The sequence below is a fragment of the Streptomyces sp. NPDC021096 genome, from assembly GCF_040641275.1.
Taxonomy (GTDB): Bacteria; Actinomycetota; Actinomycetes; order Streptomycetales; family Streptomycetaceae; genus Streptomyces.
Genome location: NZ_JBFADG010000002.1, coordinates 313,350 through 331,430, shown reverse-complemented (window position 1 = coordinate 331,430; position 18,081 = coordinate 313,350). Strand labels below are relative to the sequence as shown.

General features: G+C 69.2%; 14 protein-coding genes and 2 pseudogenes. 9 read left to right on the top strand and 7 right to left on the bottom strand.

Annotated features, from left to right (window positions below):
- Positions 1 to 894: 894 nt before the first annotated feature.
- The 8 genes from AB0G59_RS05165 (at position 895) to AB0G59_RS05130 (ending at position 10,311) form a co-directional block, all read left to right on the top strand.
- A complete protein-coding gene (locus AB0G59_RS05165; RefSeq protein ID WP_360908163.1) occupies positions 895 to 2,736 on the top strand; it encodes a glycoside hydrolase family 15 protein in 1,842 nt (613 codons plus the stop codon).
- Positions 2,729 to 4,162, top strand: coding sequence for an MFS transporter (locus AB0G59_RS05160; RefSeq protein ID WP_360908161.1), 1,434 nt, complete (start codon positions 2,729 to 2,731; stop codon positions 4,160 to 4,162). Before AB0G59_RS05165 ends, AB0G59_RS05160 begins: the two co-directional genes overlap by 8 nt.
- A gap of 230 nt (positions 4,163 to 4,392) precedes the next feature.
- Positions 4,393 to 5,001 carry a dienelactone hydrolase family protein gene (locus AB0G59_RS05155; protein WP_360908159.1) on the top strand — a complete coding sequence of 203 codons (609 nt, stop codon included), beginning with the start codon at positions 4,393 to 4,395 and terminating at the stop codon, positions 4,999 to 5,001.
- Between the two features lie 416 nt (positions 5,002 to 5,417).
- On the top strand, positions 5,418 to 5,645 hold the full coding sequence (locus tag AB0G59_RS05150; protein WP_086569655.1) for a ferredoxin: 228 nt from the start codon (positions 5,418 to 5,420) through the stop codon (positions 5,643 to 5,645).
- On the top strand, positions 5,635 to 7,029 hold the full coding sequence (locus AB0G59_RS05145) for an FAD-dependent oxidoreductase (protein WP_360908157.1): 1,395 nt from the start codon (positions 5,635 to 5,637) through the stop codon (positions 7,027 to 7,029). The genes AB0G59_RS05150 and AB0G59_RS05145 overlap by 11 nt, the downstream gene beginning before the upstream one ends.
- Before the next feature lie 34 nt (positions 7,030 to 7,063).
- Entirely contained in the window at positions 7,064 to 8,278 is a 1,215-nt protein-coding gene (locus tag AB0G59_RS05140) for a cytochrome P450 (protein ID WP_360908155.1), read from the top strand.
- 93 nt (positions 8,279 to 8,371) lie between these two features.
- A complete protein-coding gene (locus tag AB0G59_RS05135) occupies positions 8,372 to 9,103 on the top strand; it encodes an SDR family oxidoreductase (RefSeq protein ID WP_360908153.1) in 732 nt (243 codons plus the stop codon).
- A 239-nt stretch (positions 9,104 to 9,342) separates the two neighbouring features.
- Positions 9,343 to 10,311, top strand: a complete 969-nt coding sequence (locus AB0G59_RS05130; protein ID WP_360908151.1) for an alpha/beta hydrolase — start codon at positions 9,343 to 9,345, stop codon at positions 10,309 to 10,311.
- A 583-nt stretch (positions 10,312 to 10,894) separates the two neighbouring features.
- Here the strand turns inward: AB0G59_RS05130 and AB0G59_RS05125 are convergent.
- From AB0G59_RS05125 to AB0G59_RS05115, 3 genes and pseudogenes are all read right to left on the bottom strand, one after another.
- Positions 10,895 to 11,238 (bottom strand): annotated as a pseudogene (locus tag AB0G59_RS05125) (LysR family transcriptional regulator); the annotation flags it as partial.
- A 242-nt stretch (positions 11,239 to 11,480) separates the two neighbouring features.
- Entirely contained in the window at positions 11,481 to 12,893 is a 1,413-nt protein-coding gene (locus AB0G59_RS05120) for a DEAD/DEAH box helicase (RefSeq protein ID WP_360908149.1), read from the bottom strand.
- A gap of 492 nt (positions 12,894 to 13,385) precedes the next feature.
- On the bottom strand, positions 13,386 to 14,057 hold the full coding sequence (locus AB0G59_RS05115) for a TetR/AcrR family transcriptional regulator (protein ID WP_360908147.1): 672 nt from the start codon (positions 14,055 to 14,057) through the stop codon (positions 13,386 to 13,388).
- A 109-nt stretch (positions 14,058 to 14,166) separates the two neighbouring features.
- Between AB0G59_RS05115 and AB0G59_RS05110 the strand changes: the two genes are divergently transcribed.
- Positions 14,167 to 15,048 (top strand): NAD(P)-binding domain-containing protein, encoded by an 882-nt coding sequence (locus AB0G59_RS05110; RefSeq protein ID WP_360908145.1) that lies wholly within the window; start codon positions 14,167 to 14,169, stop codon positions 15,046 to 15,048.
- Positions 15,049 to 15,312: 264 nt separating this feature from the next.
- Here AB0G59_RS05110 and AB0G59_RS05105 read toward each other — a convergent pair.
- The 4 genes and pseudogenes from AB0G59_RS05105 to AB0G59_RS05090 all read right to left on the bottom strand — a co-directional run.
- A pseudogene (locus AB0G59_RS05105) lies at positions 15,313 to 15,464 on the bottom strand (IS5/IS1182 family transposase); the annotation flags it as partial.
- 20 nt (positions 15,465 to 15,484) lie between these two features.
- Positions 15,485 to 16,120 carry an SUKH-4 family immunity protein gene (locus AB0G59_RS05100; RefSeq protein ID WP_360908143.1) on the bottom strand — a complete coding sequence of 212 codons (636 nt, stop codon included), beginning with the start codon at positions 16,118 to 16,120 and terminating at the stop codon, positions 15,485 to 15,487.
- Positions 16,121 to 16,572: 452 nt separating this feature from the next.
- Complete coding sequence (locus tag AB0G59_RS05095; protein WP_360908141.1) at positions 16,573 to 17,160, bottom strand: ester cyclase; 588 nt, start codon at positions 17,158 to 17,160, stop codon at positions 16,573 to 16,575.
- A gap of 65 nt (positions 17,161 to 17,225) precedes the next feature.
- Positions 17,226 to 17,999, bottom strand: a complete 774-nt coding sequence (locus tag AB0G59_RS05090) for an SDR family oxidoreductase (RefSeq protein ID WP_360908139.1) — start codon at positions 17,997 to 17,999, stop codon at positions 17,226 to 17,228.
- Positions 18,000 to 18,081: the final 82 nt, after the last annotated feature.

Below are 18,081 nucleotides of genomic sequence, written 5' to 3'. Positions count from 1 at the left end.
ACGGGCCGTGGAGTGATTGGGTGGGAGGGATCAGGACTTCGGTGCCGGTTCGGCGCGGCTTTCTCGCGTCGGAGCCGGGCGATGGCCTAGTGGACGCGTTCAAGGACGGCTTCGGTCTTGCGGCGGCGTGCGGCCAGGGCCGCCGCGGTGCGAGGTTCAGGGACGGTGGCGGTGTTCATGCAGCGTCCAGTTCGGGGTCGTCGCCGTCGGCTGTGCACGTATCGCTGTACTCGTCCTGCTCGTCGCTGCACGCGTCGGCGAGGTCGACGGCGCGGAAAGCGGTGGACCACACGCGGTGGACGTAGTCCTGGGGTTTGCGCAGGTCCAGGGCGAGGGCGTCGTCGAGGGGGCCGAGGCCGGCCAGCGCCTTCTCCAGGCCGTCGATGGCGCGGGCAGTGGGCTCGACGTGGCGGTGGAGGTAGTCGGCTGTCGCGTCATCCGGGGCGCCTTCGGCCGGCAGCCGCCACTGCTCGCGCTGACGACGTCAGTAGAGCAGGTCAGCGCCCGAGAGGACGGACTTGTCGCCGCGGCCAGAGACGGTCAAGGCGTTCAGCCAGGTCGGGGACCACTTCGAAGGTTTCCTGAGCTGGTCCGCTCCGCATGTCGGGCAGGCGGTGGCCACCAGAGTCACCCCGTGCGGTCACCGCGCGTCATCCGGCCGCGCCGGAAATCTCGCGGCAGAATGCGCCTGAGGGCATGACGAGCCATGTCTTGGTGCAGGCGCTGTCGGAGTCCCATCTCGTTTGGCTGTGTGATCGGCAGGCCGAACAGGCGGGCCCGTGCCGGGGCGCGGGTCCGGGTCTCTCGGGCTGGGCGTTTCCCGAGGTCGCACCCTGATGTTCCTGTCCAGGCGTCGAACGCCGCCACGGCTTCAACGGACGACGGGAGATTCTTATGAGCGGCTACCCGGCGATCGCCGATCACGGGATGGTCGGTGACCTCCAGACCGCCGCGCTGGTCTCCTCCGACGGGACGATCGACTGGTGGTGCACGCCGCGGTTCGACTCCCCCAGCGTGTTCGCTTCGCTGCTGGACAGCGAACGCGGAGGGTACTGCCGGCTGTCCGCCCATCTGCCGGGCGGCCAGGAGCCGGTGGTCCGGCAGCTCTATCTCTCCGACACCGCCGTCCTGGTGACCCGTTTCATGGCGCCGGGCGGCGTCGGTGAGGTCGCCGATTTCATGACCCCCCTGACCGACGCCACCCCCACCGACCGGCACCGCCTGGTCAGGCTGGTGCGGGTTGTGCGGGGCAGCCTGGACTTCCGCCTGACCTGCCGGCCGCGGTTCGACTACGGCCGCGCCCCGCACTCCCTGGAGCGGACCGGCGAGGCGGCGGTGGTCTTCCACGGGCCCGACTCCGATCTGCACCTGCAGGTCACCGACCCGTTCGTGCTCCACCCCGATGACGACGACCTCACCGCCCGCTGCACCCTTGCCGCGGGGCAGACCGCTGCCGTGGTCCTGACCAGCGACGCGGGCGGCGGCGGTGCCCCGGGCCCGCTGTCACCCGACGACATCTGGGCGGAGCTGGAGGCGTGCCGGGCGTTCTGGCACGGGTGGCTGCGCTCCTCGACGTACCGCGGTCGGTGGCGCGACATCGTCAACCGCTCGGCCATCACCCTCAAACTGCTCACCTACGCCCCCACCGGCGCTCCCATCGCCGCCGCCACCATGGGACTGCCGGAGCAGATCGGCGGCGAGCGCAACTGGGACTACCGCTACACCTGGATCCGCGACTCCTCTCTCGCCGTCAGCGCCCTGTCCGACCTCGGCTTCACCGACGAGGCGGCGGCCTTCCGTCGCTGGCTGCGCGAGCGTCTCGACGCCGGGGGTGCCACCTCCGGCGATCCTCTACAGATCATGTACCGGATCGACGGGGACCCTCACCTGACCGAGGAGGTATTGGACCATCTGGAGGGCTACGAGGGTTCGGCCCCGGTACGGGCGGGCAACGCGGCTGCCGACCAGATCCAGCTCGACATCTACGGCGAGGCCGCCGACGCTCTGGCCGAGGCCGGCGAGATGGGGGGAATCCGCGGTTGGAAGGCGTTCGCCGGCATGCTGGACTGGCTCGCCGACCACTGGGACCGGCCCGACGAGGGCATCTGGGAGACCCGCGGCGGGCAACAGGACTTCACCTACAGCCGCCTGATGACCTGGGTCGCCTTCGATCGCGGCATCAGGCTGGCCACGGCCTACTCCAGACCCGCCGACACCGCCCGCTGGACGCAGGAGCGCGACACCGTGTTCCGGCAGATCATCGAACACGGCTGGAACGACCAGCGGCAGGCCTTCGTCCAGCACTACGCCACAGACGTCCTGGACGCCTCGCTCCTGCTCATGCCCCGCGTCGGATTCCTCTCGCCCACCGACCCGGCCTGGCTCAGCACCCTGGACGCCATGGAACACGAGCTGGTCAGCGACAGCCTCGTCTACCGCTACAACCCCGAGGCCTCCCCGGACGGGCTGCGCGGCTCCGAGGGCACCTTCAACCTCTGCAGCTTCCTGTACGTCGAGGCACTGGCCCACTCGGGCCGACTGCACCAGGCCCGCTACGCGTTCGACAAGATGCTGACCTACGCCAACCACGTCGGCCTGTTCGCCGAGGAGATCGGCCCGTCCGGCGAACAGATCGGCAACTTCCCCCAGGCATTCACCCACCTCGCGCTGGTCGCCGCGGCCATCGCCCTCGACGAGCACCTCGACAAGGCAGAACGCGGTGGCGCCGGTGAGTGACACCGCCCCGACCGCGCGGACGCCCGGCGGCCTGCGGCGGGTCATCGCGCCGCTGGCCCTCGCCCAGTTCATCTGCAGCTTCGCCGGCTCCAACATGAACGTGATGATCAACGACATCAGCGAGGACCTCGACACCACCGTGCAGGGCGTCCAGATCGCCATCACCATCTTCCTGCTGGTGATGGCCGCTCTGATGATCCCCGGCGGCAAACTGACCGACCGCTACGGCCGCAAGCGGTGCCTGCTCACCGGCCTCGTCGTGTACGGCGTCGGCGCCCTGCTGAGCGCCATGGCACCGGGCCTGGGCGTCCTCATCCTCGGCAACTCGATCCTCGAAGGCGTCGGCACCGCCCTGCTCATCCCGCCCGTCTACATCCTCACCACACTGCTCTTCACCGACACGACCTCACGCGCCCGCGCATTCGGGACGATCATGGCGCTCGGAGGAATCGGCGCCGCGGCCGGGCCACTGATCGGCGGGCTCATCACCTCGGCCCTCAGCTGGCGCGCCGCGTTCGTGTTCCAGGCCCTGGTCATCGTCGCGATCATCGTCCTCAGCCGCCGCATCGAGGACCCCCTGCCGCCGGACCCGACCCGCCCCTTCGACACCGTGGGCACCCTCCTGTCCGCCATCGGGCTCGTCCTCGTCATCACCGGCATCCTTGCCACCGACAACAACATCTGGCTGATGCTCGCCCTGCTCGTCCTCGGCGCTCTCTTCCTGGCCGGCTTCTTCCAGTGGGTCCGCGCCAGGGAACGGGCCGGCAAGGAGCCACTGCTGTCCACCAGCCTGTTCCGCAGCCGCACCTCCAATCTCGGGCTCGCCACCCAGAACACCCAGTGGCTGCTCCTCATGGGGGTGTCCTTCACCGTGGCCTCCTACCTACAGGTCGTCCGCGGATACGACGCGATCCAGACCGGCGTGATCTTCACCGCGGCCACCCTCGGAATCCTCGTCTCCTCCCTCGCAGCCGAACGCCTCGCCAAGCGCCGCGCCCAACGCACGCTCATCCTCACGGGATTCGCCACGACCATCGCCGGCATCGTCGTTCTCACCCTCGTCGTCGCCGGCTCACCCAGCCCCTGGGCCTTCGCGCCCGGACTGCTCCTCATCGGCCTCGGCCTCGGCGTGATGCTCACCCCCTCCGTCAACATCGTTCAGTCCAGCTTCACCGAAGCCCAGCAGGGCGAGATCTCCGGTCTGTCCCGCAGCATCTCCAACCTCGGCTCCTCCCTCGGCACCGCCATCGCCGGCACCATCCTCGTCGCCGGCCTCACCAGCCACGCCTACGCCGCGGCCATGATCACCCTGGCAGTCGTCGGACTCACCGGCCTCACCGCCGCCGCACTCCTCCCCCGCCACCCGCCACATGCCCCCGCCCCCACCGGCCCACAAGACGTATCGAGCCCGGCCAGCGATGAGTGAGGAAGGGATCGCGTTGCCGAAGGCACGCGGGCTCAGCCCGGTGAACGCGCTGTGCAGGACGGCGCGGACGCCGTGATCACACCAGCCACCACCAAACGACCTCACGCCTGACCAGCAGCTACCCGACAGCCATTAGCGAGCTCACGGCTCGCACAGCAAGCGCCAACTCAGCTGCCTCCCCTTGAGTATCCAGTGAGTATCTAGTTCGCGAGTTCGGTTACATTCCCTTCATGACAAGCCGATCGCTGGGTGACCACAGTCACGACACTGCTGTGGTCGTTGCCCACGAGATCTACGGTGTCAACGACCACATCATCGGCGTTGCCAGGATGCTTCGCCCCTACCGGTGCGATGTCTTCACGCCCAGTTTTCTGCCGTCGGGCCTCGTGTATCCCCGGGAGGACGAGCACCAGGCATACCGGGAATTCATGCGGGCCCCTGGCGTGATGAGTATGAGCCAAGCGCTCGTGCAGTTCACCGGGGGCCTGCGTGAGCGATATCGCAGAGTGCTCTGCATCGGCTTCAGCGTCGGAGCCACCAGCGCATGGCTCGCTTCCGGGACAGGCGCAGTGGACAAGACTGTGTGCTTCTACGGATCTCGGATCCGTGACCACCTGGATGTCCAGCCGGCCGCGCCGTGCCTCGTGGTCTTCGCGGCGCAGGAGCCCAGCTTCTCGGCACCGGCAGTTGCCGAGAAGCTGGCAGGCCGTAGAGATGTGGTGACAGAGATCTATCCTTGTCGCCATGGCTTCTGCGATCCCGGGAGTCCCCATTACTCCGCCGAGCACGGCCATCAGGCGTGGGAATCGGCTACCCGGTTCCTGGGGCTGTCCCGGTGACAATGAGAGTTCTCTAGCCGATGAAGCCCAGCCGGTACAACGTCGATCGGTCCGCAGCGACTCAAAGACCGGTTATGGGACAGCCCTTACGAGCTCGTGCGTGATTGTCGTGCCACAGGGCTACCGCCCGGGGTGATCTCTGAGCTCATCGAGGAGATCGGACTGCTGTGGCACGAGCGTCACCATGACCGGCTCGGTCTCGGCGGGGGGGGGCAGGGTGTCCGGGTGCGTGCTGGTCTTGCTCCGTAAGGCCTGGTGGGAGCGGGTGACGCCGACTGCGCTGCACTCATGTTGCGAGGCCCTCCCGCCGAGCTGATCCTGAAGAAGGGCATGTCGCCGACCATTCGAGTGAACCGAGCGCAGAGAGGCTGCGGAGCCTGCGGTCATCGCGGCCCGAGCAAGGAGCGGGGTTCCAGATGAGGCTTGTCGTCGATCTCAACCGGTGTCAGGGATTCGCGCAGTGCGCCTTCCTCGCCCCGGACGTCTTCGTACTGCACGGCGGGGAGGCGCTGCTCTTCACCTCCCGCTTCGACGAGGGACTGCGTGACCAAGTCGAGCAGGCTGCGGCTGCTTGCCCGGTCCAGGCCGTTCTCGTCGACTTCTCCGACGAACCGGCCAAGGGGGCAGAGGGCCATGTCGGCTGACGCCGATGTCCAGGCTCTCCGCCGGAAGGGCCGGATCGTCGTCGTCGGTGCGTCGCTGGCCGGCTTGCGCGCGGCGGAGACGCTTCGCGACCTGGGCTTTACCGGGTCGCTCACGCTGGTCGGGGACGAGCCGTACGAGCCGTACGACCGGCCCCCGCTGTCCAAGCAGGTGCTGCTGGGGATGGAAGCCGCCGAGGACACCGCGCTGCCGCGCAAGCGCGACATCGACGCCGAATGGCGTCTCGGTGTGGCCGCCACGGGCCTGGACCGGACCGCCAAGCACGTACGCCTGGCGAACGGCGACGTCCTTCCCTACGACCGCCTGCTGATCACGACCGGGACCAAGGCCCGGCCCTGGTTCCATCCGGAAGAGGCGGCGCTGGACGGGGTTTTCGTGCTGCGTACCCGCGACGACTCCGCCCGGCTGTCCCGGAAACTCGCTGCCGGCCCGCGCCGGGTGCTGGTGATCGGCGCCGGTTTCACGGGCTCCGAGATCGCCTCCGTCTGCCGGGAGCGAGACGTGGAGGTGACCGTCGCCGAACGCGCCCCAGCGCCGTTGGTGGGCGCCCTCGGCGAGGTGGTCGCCGCGGTGGCGGCGCGGCTGCAGCGCGATCATGGAGTGGATCTGCGCTGCGGTGTCAGCGTCACCGCGCTGGAGGGCGACCAGGCCGGGCGGCTCCGGCGTGCCCACCTGTCCGACGGATCGGCGATCGACGTCGACGTGGCGGTGGTATCCCTCGGCGCCATCCGGAACACCGAGTGGCTCGCCGGTTCCGGGCTGGCGGCCGGCCCCAGGGGCATCGCCTGCGACGCCGGGTGCCGGGTGTTCGACGTCAACGGCATCGTCACCGATGACATCTACGCCGCCGGTGACGTCGCCCGCAGCCCCCATCCGCTGTTCGGCTACCAGTTCCTGTCACTGGAGCACTGGGGCAACGCGGTGGAACAGGCCCAGATCGCGGCACACAACATGGTCAGCGCGAGCCCGGACCGTCGCCCGCACCTGTGGGTGCCGATGTTCTGGTCCGTCCAGTTCGGCGTCAACATCAAGTCGGTTGGTGTGCCCACGATGGGCGACCAGTTGGTCATAGCCCAGGGCGCGCTCGCCGAGGAGCGGTTCGTCGCGGTGTACGGGTATCGCGGCCGGGTCATCGCCGCGGCCTCCTTCGACTCGGGAAAGTGGCTCGGGTTCTATCAACAGCAGATAGAGACCGGAGCGTCGTTCCCCCCTGACTACGCGATGGTGGACCGCCGCACCGACACACTGCAGCCCGTTGACCCAGCCTTCCCGGACCCCCGCCTTCCCACCCACGAGCCGACCGTCACCCTGACAGGCCACTCACCGACCGAGCGGTGCGTCCAGTTCACCGCACCACGTGCCTGACCCTCGCCCCGGACCGCCACCACAGGGAGACACCATGGCCCTCGGCACCATGTCCGCGCAGATCACCGACTTCGCGAATCGCGCCGATCCGTACCCGCTCTACGCCGCCCTGCGCGAGTCGCCGGTCACCCGTCAGGACGACGGTTCCTACCTGGTCAGCACGTACTACGAGGTGCGGAGCCTGGCCAACGACCCGCGGCTCAGCAACGACCTGCGCAACCGCGCCCCGGGCGCCGGCGGCCCCGCCGTGGCCGAGGAGGACGCGAATCTGCCGCCCAGCTTCCTCTTCCACGACCCGCCGGAGCACGACCGGCTGCGCAACACGACGATGCGGCCGTTCGGCCCCCCGCACAGCCCCAGGTTCCTCCACGACATGCGGGATGACATCGCCAGAACCATCACCGACCTGCTGGACGCGCTCGAGGGCAAGGACGAGGTCGACGTCGTCGAAGACTTCGCCTACCCCCTTCCCATCACGGCCATCTGCAGGATTCTCGGCGTGCCACACGAGGACGAACCCCGCTTCCATGGCTGGGCGGACACCGTGGCGTCCGGCCTCGACCCCCGCCAAGGGAAAGAAAAGGCACGGGATGCGCGCCGCGAGCTCGGCGCCTACCTGTCCGACCTGATCGAGGCCAAGCGGCGCCACCCCGGTAGCGGGATCCTCGGCTACCTCGCCCAGGAAACCGGCCCCAACGGCAGCATGTCGACGGCGGAGCTGGTGTCCACCTCGATGCTGCTCCTGATCGCAGGCCACGAGACCACCGTCAACCTGATCAGCAACGCGACGCTCACGCTGCTGCGCCACCCCGACATCCTCAAGCGGTTCCGGACCGAACCGGGCCTGGTCGCCCCGCTCGTCGAGGAGGTGCTGCGTTATGAACCGCCGGTCCAGTTCATCCCCTTCACCGTCGCCCTGTCCGACATCGACATCGCCGGCACCACCATCCCCAAGGGTGCGCAGGTCTGGCTTCTGCTGGCCTCGGCCAACCGCGACCCGAAGCGCTTCGAGGATCCCGACCGGTTCGACCCCGACCGCGAGGACAACCAGCACCTCGGGTTCTACACCGGCATCCACTACTGCTTCGGCGCCCCGCTGGCCCGGATGGAGGCGCAGCTGGCCCTGCCCCATCTCTTCCGACGAATCAAGAATCCACGGCTGATGGCGGACCCGCCGCCCTACCGCGCCAACCCGGTCCTGCGTGGCCCCCGCCACCTTCCCGTGGCGATCGACGGCCTTGCCGCCTGAACCGGCACGGGCGCGAGGGGGCCGGCATGCGCCATGCACTGCGTTGCCCCAATCTGGACGCATGACCTATCGATACACAACGAAAGGTGACCCATGAAATTCGCCGTCATCGGCGGTACCGGTCTGATCGGGTCGCAGGTCGTGAAGAAGCTGAAGGCCGCCGGGCACGAGGCCGTGCCGCACTCGCTGTCTACAGGTATCGATGTGATCACCGGCCGGGGCGTGGAGGAGGCGGTGGCCGGAGCCGACGGCGTCGTCAACCTGACGAATTCCCCGACCTTCGACGATGCTTCTCCCGCCTTCTTCCAGACCTCGATGGACAACCTCCTGGCCGCCGGCCACAAGGGCGGGGTGGGGCACTTCGTCATCCTCTCGATCGTCGGCGCGGACCAGGTGCCCAACCTCGCCTATTACCGCGCCAAGGTCTTGCAGGAAGACATCCTCAAGGCCGGGCCGATCCCCTACTCGATCGTCCGCGCCACCCAGTTCATGGAGTTCATCGCCGCCGTCATGTCCTGGTCCACCGAGGGCGACACCGTCCGCCTGCCCACCACCCCACTCCAGCCGATCGCCGCCCAGGACCTCTCCGACGCCGTCGCCGAAGTCGCCGCCGGTACCCCTCTGAACGCCACCCTCAACATCGGCGGGCCCGACGTCCATCCCCTCGACGAACTCGGCCGGATCACCCTGAACACCCGACCCGACGGCCGCACGGTCGTCACCGACGACACCGCCGGCATGTTCGCCGCCGTTGACGGCGATGTGCTCACCACCAAGGGCGACGCACGCATCGCCCCCACCCACTACACCGACTGGCTCACCTGACCCGGCCGGCCCGCCACTGGAGACCTCGCCATGCCGAACAATGAACAGGCGGCAGGTAGAGCCGGGAACCAGCCGCGCTCGGAAGCATGGAAGACGGCGCTCACCGTACTGCAGTCGGTATATACACCCATCAGGGGCTGAAAAAGGGCGGAGGCTCCGCCCACCGCTCCGCAGCCCGAGCGCAGCGCGGCGCTCTTCACGCCCTGCGCTCGTCACGATGCGCTCCAGGGAGCATTCCCATGACTGGTCGAACCGCCTCAATTGTCCTCGAGCGCGAGGCGCAGGAGCTCGCTGACGCAACCTCGCGACATCCGTTCCTGTACGAGCTGGATCCGACCGCAGCGCGCAAGGTGCTCGACGACCTCCAGGCCGCGCCGGTCGACAAGCTATCGGTCGACGAGGAGTGGGTTTCGGTTCCGGCAGCGGTGGGCGATGTACGGGTACGCATCGTCAAGCCGCAGGGCGCCACCGGAACGCTGCCCGTCGTGTTGTACATGCACGGCGGTGGCTGGGTGCTGGGCAATGCCGGTACCCACGACCGTCTGGTGCGCGAGTTGGCGGTCGGCGCCCGTGCGGCAGTGGCCTTCGTGGAGTACACGCCGTCGCCGGAGGCGCACTATCCGGTGGCCATCGAGCAGGGCTACGCCACCGCTCAGTGGATCGCCCGCGAGGGGGCCTTCAAGGGGCTGGATGCACAGCGCATGGCAGTGGCCGGGGAATCGGTCGGCGGGAACATGACCGCCGCACTCGCCCTCATGGCCAAGCAGCGCGGTGACGTCACGTTCGTACAGCAGTCGATGTACTACCCGGTCACGGATGCGGCGATGAACAGCGGTTCCTACGACCAATTCGCCACCGGCTACTACCTGAGCCGCAAGCTGATGGAATGGTTCTGGGACGCTTACACGACCGACCCGAACCAACGCGCGGAGATCACCGCATCTCCCAACCGTGCCACCATCGAGCAACTCTCCGGCCTGCCGCCCGCCCTGCTGATCGTCGACGAAGCCGACGTGCTGCGCGATGAGGGCGAGGCGTACGCCGCGAAGCTCCGGGCAGCCAGCGTTCCGGTGACCACGGTGCGCTACGACGGCACGGTCCACGACTTCATGATGCTCAACTCGCTGAGTCGCTCCGAAGCCGCCCGCGGAGCCATCGACCAGGCAACGGCGTTCCTGCGCAATGCCCTTGGAACCGCGCAGGACTGATCGTAGCCTCGAGCAGTTGCCCGTGCCCGGTTCGGGCTGAGCGACGCCACCCACATGTGCGCCAGCCGCTCTGCGGCTGTGCCACCTGCCGTCCGCGCGTATGTGCGGCTGCACCGCGCACTGCGCCTGGAGGTCGAGCAGGACTGCCTCCAGAGCCTCCCTACCGTGCGGAGTACTACGAGCGATGGCGCACCCTGCTCACGACCCGTCCGGCGCGATCCGCGGAGCTTGTGGTGAACAGCTCGCACGACGGCAGCGGTACGAAGGGACAGCGGCCCCGCGTCCGCGGAAACCTCCGACCGAGCAGAGCCAACCGGCCGCACACATCCCCGCCGTGATCACCGTGGCACGCGCCATCACCCGCGCCCTGACCACCCAGGTCGTCAATGCACCCCGGCCCTAGCCGGTTCCACGAACGGCCCCAGCCGGCCTATCCGGCCCGGCGGGCCAGGACCGCTGAGTTCCCGTGGCATCGCGGCCCGAGCACCGCGGCTGGACCGCGGGCGGGGTACCGGGGCAGCGGTGCCCAAGCCGGATGCTGCACGCCGTCGTGGCGCGCAATCGCCCGAGCGGCGGGCATGCGTCACGGATCGGGGACGGTGTCGGTGGCGAGGGCCGCGGTGCGCAGGGCGGCTGCGAGGCGGAGGGCGGGTTCGGTGGGTGGCTGGGGAAGCCGGGCCAGGAGCAGGCGCCGCAGCTCTTGGGGTCCGCCGCGTACCGGCAGGATGCGCACGCCGGGTGGCGCGGCGGCGGCCATTGCGGAGGACACGGTGGTCAGTCCGCAGCCCGCGGCCACCAGATGTAGTTTCGCCAGCCAGTCCCGGGCGGTGTGGACGATCTCGGGCCGCTGAGCGTCTGCAGCGCCGGCGGGGGCGACTCGCTGTCGGGTGCGCGGAACGGCGGGGCCGATGCCAGCAGGGCGAGGTCGCTACGCCCTCGACCCGGCGAACGCCCAGCGCCTGTGGACCCTCTCGCAAGACCTGCTCGAGCAGGCTGTCTGAACTGCCCCGCCCGCACCTGCTCGGGCATGCCGGGTCAGGGTGTCCATGAAGGCCAGGGTGAGCGGGTCGGGGTGAGGGCGGGCGTACACGGTCAGCAGGCGATGAACCGGCAGTTCGCGCAGGCCGCGTCGACGGCAGGGGAATCCGCGGCTATCAGGGCAGCGGCTCTCAGTCTCCGCGCCGCACCCGGGCCGCCTTGCGGGCCTCGGCGAGCTTGCGCGCCTCGTTTGCCTTGCGAGACTTGCCGCCGGTGCCGCGTGAGGCGTCCTTGCTGGTGCCCAGGCCGCGGAAGGGGACGTTGGTGTTCTTGGCCCGGGGTGCGGCGGGCCCGCCGTCGAGCGGGGTGCCGGAGGGGGCCTTGGCTCCGGTGATCCGGCTCAGCGCCGCCTCGCCCGAGCGCACCTTGGTGACCGTCGGCTCGATGCCGGCCTCGGCCATCAGCCGGCTCGTCTCGCGGCGCTGGGCCGACAGCACCAGCGTGACGACGCTGCCGGACCGACCGGCCCGGGCCGTGCGGCCCGCGCGGTGCAGATAGTCCTTGGGGTCGGTGGGCGGGTCGACGTTGACCACGAGGTCGAGGTCGTCGACGTGCAGACCACGGGCCGCGACGTTGGTCGCCACCAGGACGGTGATCTGGCCGTTCTTGAACTGCGCGAGCGTCCGCGTGCGCTGCGGCTGGGATTTTCCGCTGTGCAGGGCGGCAGCGTGCACTCCACTGGCCCGCAGATGCCGGGTGAGCAGGTCGACCGCATGCTTGGTGTCCAGGAACAGCAGGACGCGGCCGTCGCGGGCGGCGATCTCCGTGGTGACGGCGTACCGGTCGGGGCCGTGGACGACCAGCACATGGTGGTCCATCGTCGTGACCGCGCCCGCGGACGGGTCGACGGAGTGGACGACGGGGTCGTGGAGGTAGCGGCGGACCAGCTGGTCGACGTCGCGGTCCAGGGTGGCCGAGAACAGCATCCGCTGGCCGTCGGCGTGCACCTGGTCGAGCACCTCGGTGACCTGCGGCAGGAAGCCCATGTCGCACATCTGGTCGGCCTCGTCGAGAACGGTGATCCGCACTCGTCCCAGGCGGCAGGCCTTGCGCTCGATGAGGTCGTGCAGGCGGCCGGGGGTGGCGACGACGACCTCGGCGCCATCGCGCAGCGCTGCGGCCTGCCGACCGATCGACATGCCGCCGACGACCGTGGCCATCCGCAGCCGGAGTGCGTCGGCATACGGCGCGAGCGCCTCGGTGACCTGCTGGGCCAGTTCCCGGGTGGGCACCAGGACCAGAGCGAGGGGCTGCTTCGCCTCCGCGCGCCGCCCGGCCGTCCGTGCGAGCAGCGACAGGCCGAAGGCGAGCGTCTTGCCCGATCCCGTGCGCCCGCGCCCCAGGACGTCGCGTCCCGCGAGGGCGCTGGGCAGCGTGGCCGCCTGGATCGGGAAGGGCTCGCGCACGCCGAGCTCGTCGAGCCTTCGCAGAATCTCGGCCGGCAGTTCCATGTCGGCGAAGGCGGCCGGGGACACCGTCGTAGCGAGGGGCACTGGCCGGGCAAGGTCGCCGTGCGAGGTGCCGGGGCCGTCCGGGTGGTTCATGAAGAGCCTTCCACATGGGGAAAGTACCGAGGAAGGCCCGGCAGGAATGAGCAGCCGACGAACAAGGGAACCGCACGGACGGAGTCGCCAGCCGTCACAGCCGTCCAAACATCCGAGGCTAACACAAAGTGATATTTACGGCTCTCGCCGACTGTGCGGACTCGTCGAGACATGAGGCCCTGACATGGCCTTGAACGCTCCTCCTGGACCGGCTGGACGCCCCTGGACGCCCCTGGACGCCCCTGGACGCCCCTGGACGCCCCTGGACGCCCCTGGACGCCCCTGGACGCCCCTGGACGCCCCTGGACGCCCTTTGCAGTCAGCATCAACGGAACCGAGGTCGGTCCCATGCCGGCCAGTTGCTGACCCGGGCCCCGGAACCATCCCACTCTGACCTGCACAGATGCGCAACCTCGCCCTGCCAACATGACCAGAACCACCGGAAACCGGCCTTGACCTGCCAGATCACATCACAGCCTTATGCAACACGCCTTACGAGCTCGTGCATGGTTGGCCGTGGCGCGTCGGGGCTCGCCGCCCGGCGGTTCTGTCTCTCCGATCGACGTCGCCCGCGTGCCGGCGGGGTGAGTCGACCTCGTACGAGCGCACAAGACGGGCGAGTTGCCGGCCCGCCGCCTGCAGTGGTTCCTCGCTGCGGTTGACCTGGGCGGTGACTTCGGCACCTTCCAAGGCGCCGATGATGGTGATCGCCAGTTCCCGGGCGCTCTGGGAGGGGAAGCCGCAGCGCAGCAACTTGTCGAGGACCAACTGCTCCCAGTTGCGCAGTGCATCGGCGCACGCCTGCTGGATCTCCGAGTCGGTGCCGAGGGTCTCCAGGGCTGCTGCCGTGACGGGGCAGCCGTCGGTCCAGCCCGACTCGCGCAGTTCCTCGGCGAGCTGCCCGGCACTGGCCATCACTGCCTCCGCCGGGTCCTCGTCGCTGTCCAGTGCTGTCCGGAGGAGCGTCGCGAATTCCTCGCTGCTGTGCTTGATCGCAGCCACGGCGACGGCTTCCTTGCCGCCCGGGAAGAAGTGGTAGACGGAGCCGAGGGTGGCTTGTGCCTCCTGGGCGATTTGCTTGATGCCCGTGCCGACGTAGCCCTGCCGCTGCAGAAGGCGGGCTGCTGCGACGACGATCCGGTCCCGTGTGCTGCTGGTCTGCATGCAGCCACCGTATCGGTCCACTGAGTAGAGCGTTCGTTCCAGAGCTGTGATACGTTCCCGCTGTGCTCTAAATAGAGCGCTCGTTTTAGTGAGGGGTGGAGATCTCGTCATGAGCAGCATCAAGCAGTCGGTCACCGTCATCGGGCTCGGTCCCATGGGCCAGGCCATGGCCGCGACCTTCCTGGACCGTGGCTATGCGGTCACCCTGTGGAACCGCACCGCGTCTCGCGCGGATGCCCTGGTGGCCCGTGGCGCGGTGCTCGCGCCGAGCGTCGAGGAGGCTCTCGCCGCGAACGAGGTGGTGATCCTCAGTCTTACGGACTACGCCGCGATGTACGACGTGCTGGAGCCCGCCGCGACGGCGCTGGCCGGCCGGGTCCTGGTCAATCTCAGCTCCGATACCCCCGAGCGGGCCCGGGCCGCCGCCCGCTGGGCGGCCGAGCGGGGCGCCGTGCAGCTCACCGGAGGCATCACGGTGCCGCCGTCCGGGGTCGGGCAGTCCGCATCGTCCACCTTCTACAGCGGTCCGCGTGAAGTGTTCGACAAGCACCGGCCGGTGCTCGAAGTCGTGACCGGTCGGACCGACTACCGGGGCGAGGACCCGGGACTCGCCGCGCTCTTCTACCAGATCGGCATGGTCATGTTCTGGACCTCCATGCTGAGCTACTGGCAGGCGATCGCCCTCGCCCACGCCAACGGCCTGACAGCAACCGACGTCCTGCAGCACGCCACCGACACCGCGAACTCGCTTCCCGGGTTCTTCACCTTCTACGCCGAGCGCATCGATGCCGGAAAACACCTCGGCGACGTAGACCGCCTGGCCATGGGGATGGCCAGCGTCGAACACGTCCTGCACACCAACGCCGACGCGGGCGTCGACACCGCCCTTCCGACCGCGGTCGCCGACCTCGTCCGGCGCGGCATGGACGCCGGCCACGCCGCGGACAGTTTCTCCAGCCTGGTGGAGCTGATGAAGAAGGCCGAGGCATAAACACATCCATCGGCCCCGTAGTCCTATCTCAGACACCAGCCGCAAAGTAGCTGTCCGTGAGGGCCGGGCCTCGGGCCGAAAGACTGCCCTCCGATAAAGCAGAGGGTGCTCTGGCTGGGAGAGGCGGGTTACCCATGTGGTGGTTAAAGCGACTGCCGCATCAGGGTGAGCTGGACGGTCGCCTTGTAGCGGACGGCCAGCTTGTTGTAGCGCGTGGCCCACTCCCCCGGGCTGCTTGAGCAGCCCAATCCGGCATTCGGCTTTGTGCCTGCGCTTGTAGCGGTCACGGTCGCGGCCAGGCGGGCGGCCACCTGCAGAACCGCGGCGGTGATGTGTGGGATCTGCCGTCTGCGCAGGTAGGCGCGGATCGTGCGGGATGAGTACGCGCGATCGGCAATCACGTGGGCAGGCCGAGTGTGGGCGGCATCGGCCGGCGTCACCCGTAGAGCGAGCGGGCTCCTGGGCTGTTGCCCTTGAAGCGCTGGCCCATGGCGATCTCATCGCCCACTACCGACCAGACGGTCTCATCGTCCTGGAAGGGGAGCGGGTCGATGCTGCTCGTCTCCTTACGGATGCGGTCGACCTCGCCGTCCAGGCGCTCGAAGTCGGCCTCCTCGTCGTCCTCGTCGCCGCTGAAGGTGAACTCTTCGAGCAGGCGCTGGAACCGGAGGGTGACCCGGACGAGGGAGGAGACGTCCGTGTGGAGTTCCTGCACGGTCTCCTCGGCGGGGTCGAGGGCGTGCACCTTGCCGGATACAGGGTCGAGGGCGAGGTGCGCGTTGAGCAGCCAGCCGATGACGGGCCAGTCCCCCGCGGCCTCCTCGAAGTCCTCGAAGTCCTCGAAGTCCTCGAAGTCCTCGATGCAGACGACGTCCTGGACGAGAGGCAGCAGGCCGTCGTGCTCGTCGGGCTGACGCAGCAGGAGCGTCCCGGTAGGGACGCCGACGGTCTGCAGGAGGCGGGCGCCCTCGGTGTCCGCGGCGGCGGGCGGGAAGGCGGTGGCGGGCAGAGTCGCGATCCGGTCGTCGCCGAAGACGCTGGCGAGTTCGCTGCGGGTGACGTCGAAAAGCACTGCCGGAACTCCGAACTCCGCGACGGCACGGGCACCGTGGGACTCTCAATGGATGGAAGCGGTCAAACAACAGCTTTGCGGATCGAAGCGCTCTCGGCGACTCCGATTCCGCCCACACGTGAGCTTTTCCCCATAGAGGCGAGTGTACGATCCCCCTCATGCGGCGCCGGCGCCGAGAGCGGCCATCCGGCGGCCGGCCCGGACAAGGTGAACCCTGTCCAGGACGAGCGCCGCGTGCTGCTTCCCCGCGCGGGCAACCCGGTCCAGATCAGTCCCGCCGCCTACAACCAGGCCCGGAGCATCCATGCGAAGGCCGGCAGCATGACCGCGGCCAAGTCCCACCCCATCCACGGCACGACCGGCGTGCCGGCCAGGTACGGCGTCAACCTGCTGGCCTGCGCGCGGGACGAGTACCGGGCCCACGACAAGAACCTTCCGCAGGCCGTCGGTGCTCACCGGGTGACCCCGAGCTGGCTGAGGAGGGTCTGGTTGTCCTCGATGTGCCAGTCCTCGGTGATCTTGTTCTTGCCGACGTGCTGGATGTCGATCGCGTTGAAATCCACCTTCTGCCCCTTGCCCTGGACGCCGTTGAACGTCCCGGTGAAGTGGCCGCGGAAGACGAGCCTCGCAGTGATCTTGTCGCCGGTGATCAGGAGGTCGGAGAGCTCGCAGGTCAGGTCGGGAACGACGGCGCGGAAGTTCTTCGAGGCGAAGGCCGGTCCGGCGGGGCCCTGCGGCCGGCCGGCCGGGAGGGTGTTGTCCTGGAAGTCCGCGCTGACGGCGGCGTCCAGGTACTGCGTGCGTCCCGTGTTCCAGAAGGTGTAGAGGAGCTGGGCGAGCCGGACCTCCTGTCGGGCCCTGCGCTCGCTGAGCGAGCCGTCGACCGTCAGCGACAGGGGGCGGACGAGACCGGGTGTCCGGTCGATCAGGCGGGTGGGGTCACCCTTGTGGCCGTGCTGGGTGGCCGGGGCAGCGGTCGCGCCGGTCAGCAGGATCATGCTTGCGACCGAACAGGCGATGAGGGGCGTCTTGTAGCGCATGGTGGTGTTCCTCGGGGCAGGTGGGAGGTGAGGGGGCAAGACTCAGAGGCGTTTCGGCCCACGGCTCAGGCGAGCCGGCCGCCGCCGTCGACGTGCAGGACGGTGCCGGTGACGAACGGACTGGCCAAGGCGTAGAGCACCGCCCTGATCAGGTCGTCCGGCGTACCGGTGCGGCGGGCCGGGTTGCGTTCGCCGACCTGCCGCAGGAAATCCTGCTTGCCTTCGCCGAGGCCGTCCCAGGCCCCGGAGTCGACGATGCCGGGCGAGACGGCGTTCACGCGCAGCGGTGCCAGCTCCACGGCGAGGGCCTCCACCAGGAAGGCGAGGGCGCCGTTGGTGGTGGCCGTCACCACCCGCTCGGGCATGGGCCGCCAGGCGGCGACGCCGGAGAAGAAGGTGAAGGAGCCGCCTTCGCCTGCCTGCGCGGCCAAGTGCTTGGCGAGCAGCAGCGGTCCGAACACCTTCGCGGCGAACGCCCGCTGCACGGCGGCGATCTCCAGCTGCGCGACCGGCCCGTTGGCGGGCATCGCAGCGGTCGACACAAGGTGGTCGAAGGAGCCGGCCCTCGCGGCGAGTTCGGCGATCGAATCCTCGTCGGCCAGGTCCGTGTGCTGGATCAGGGCAGGCCCGGAGAGAGTGGCTGCCGTGGCCTGGAGCCTGGCGGTATCGGGTCCGGCAAGGACCAGTTCGGCCCCCGCGGCCGAGGCGGTCTGCGCCAGCCTCCGGCCGACGCGGGAACCGGCGCCGACGATGACGAGGCGCTTCGCGTCGAGCGCCTCCCGGGCGGAGGCTGCGGCGGTGACTGCGGTAGAGGCTGCGGTAGCGGCTTCGATGGTCATGAGGGAGTCCTTGCAGATCGCGAGATCGCCGCCCACCGGAGGGGGGCCGACGTGCTCTCATCGTCGGCGGACCGCCGCCATA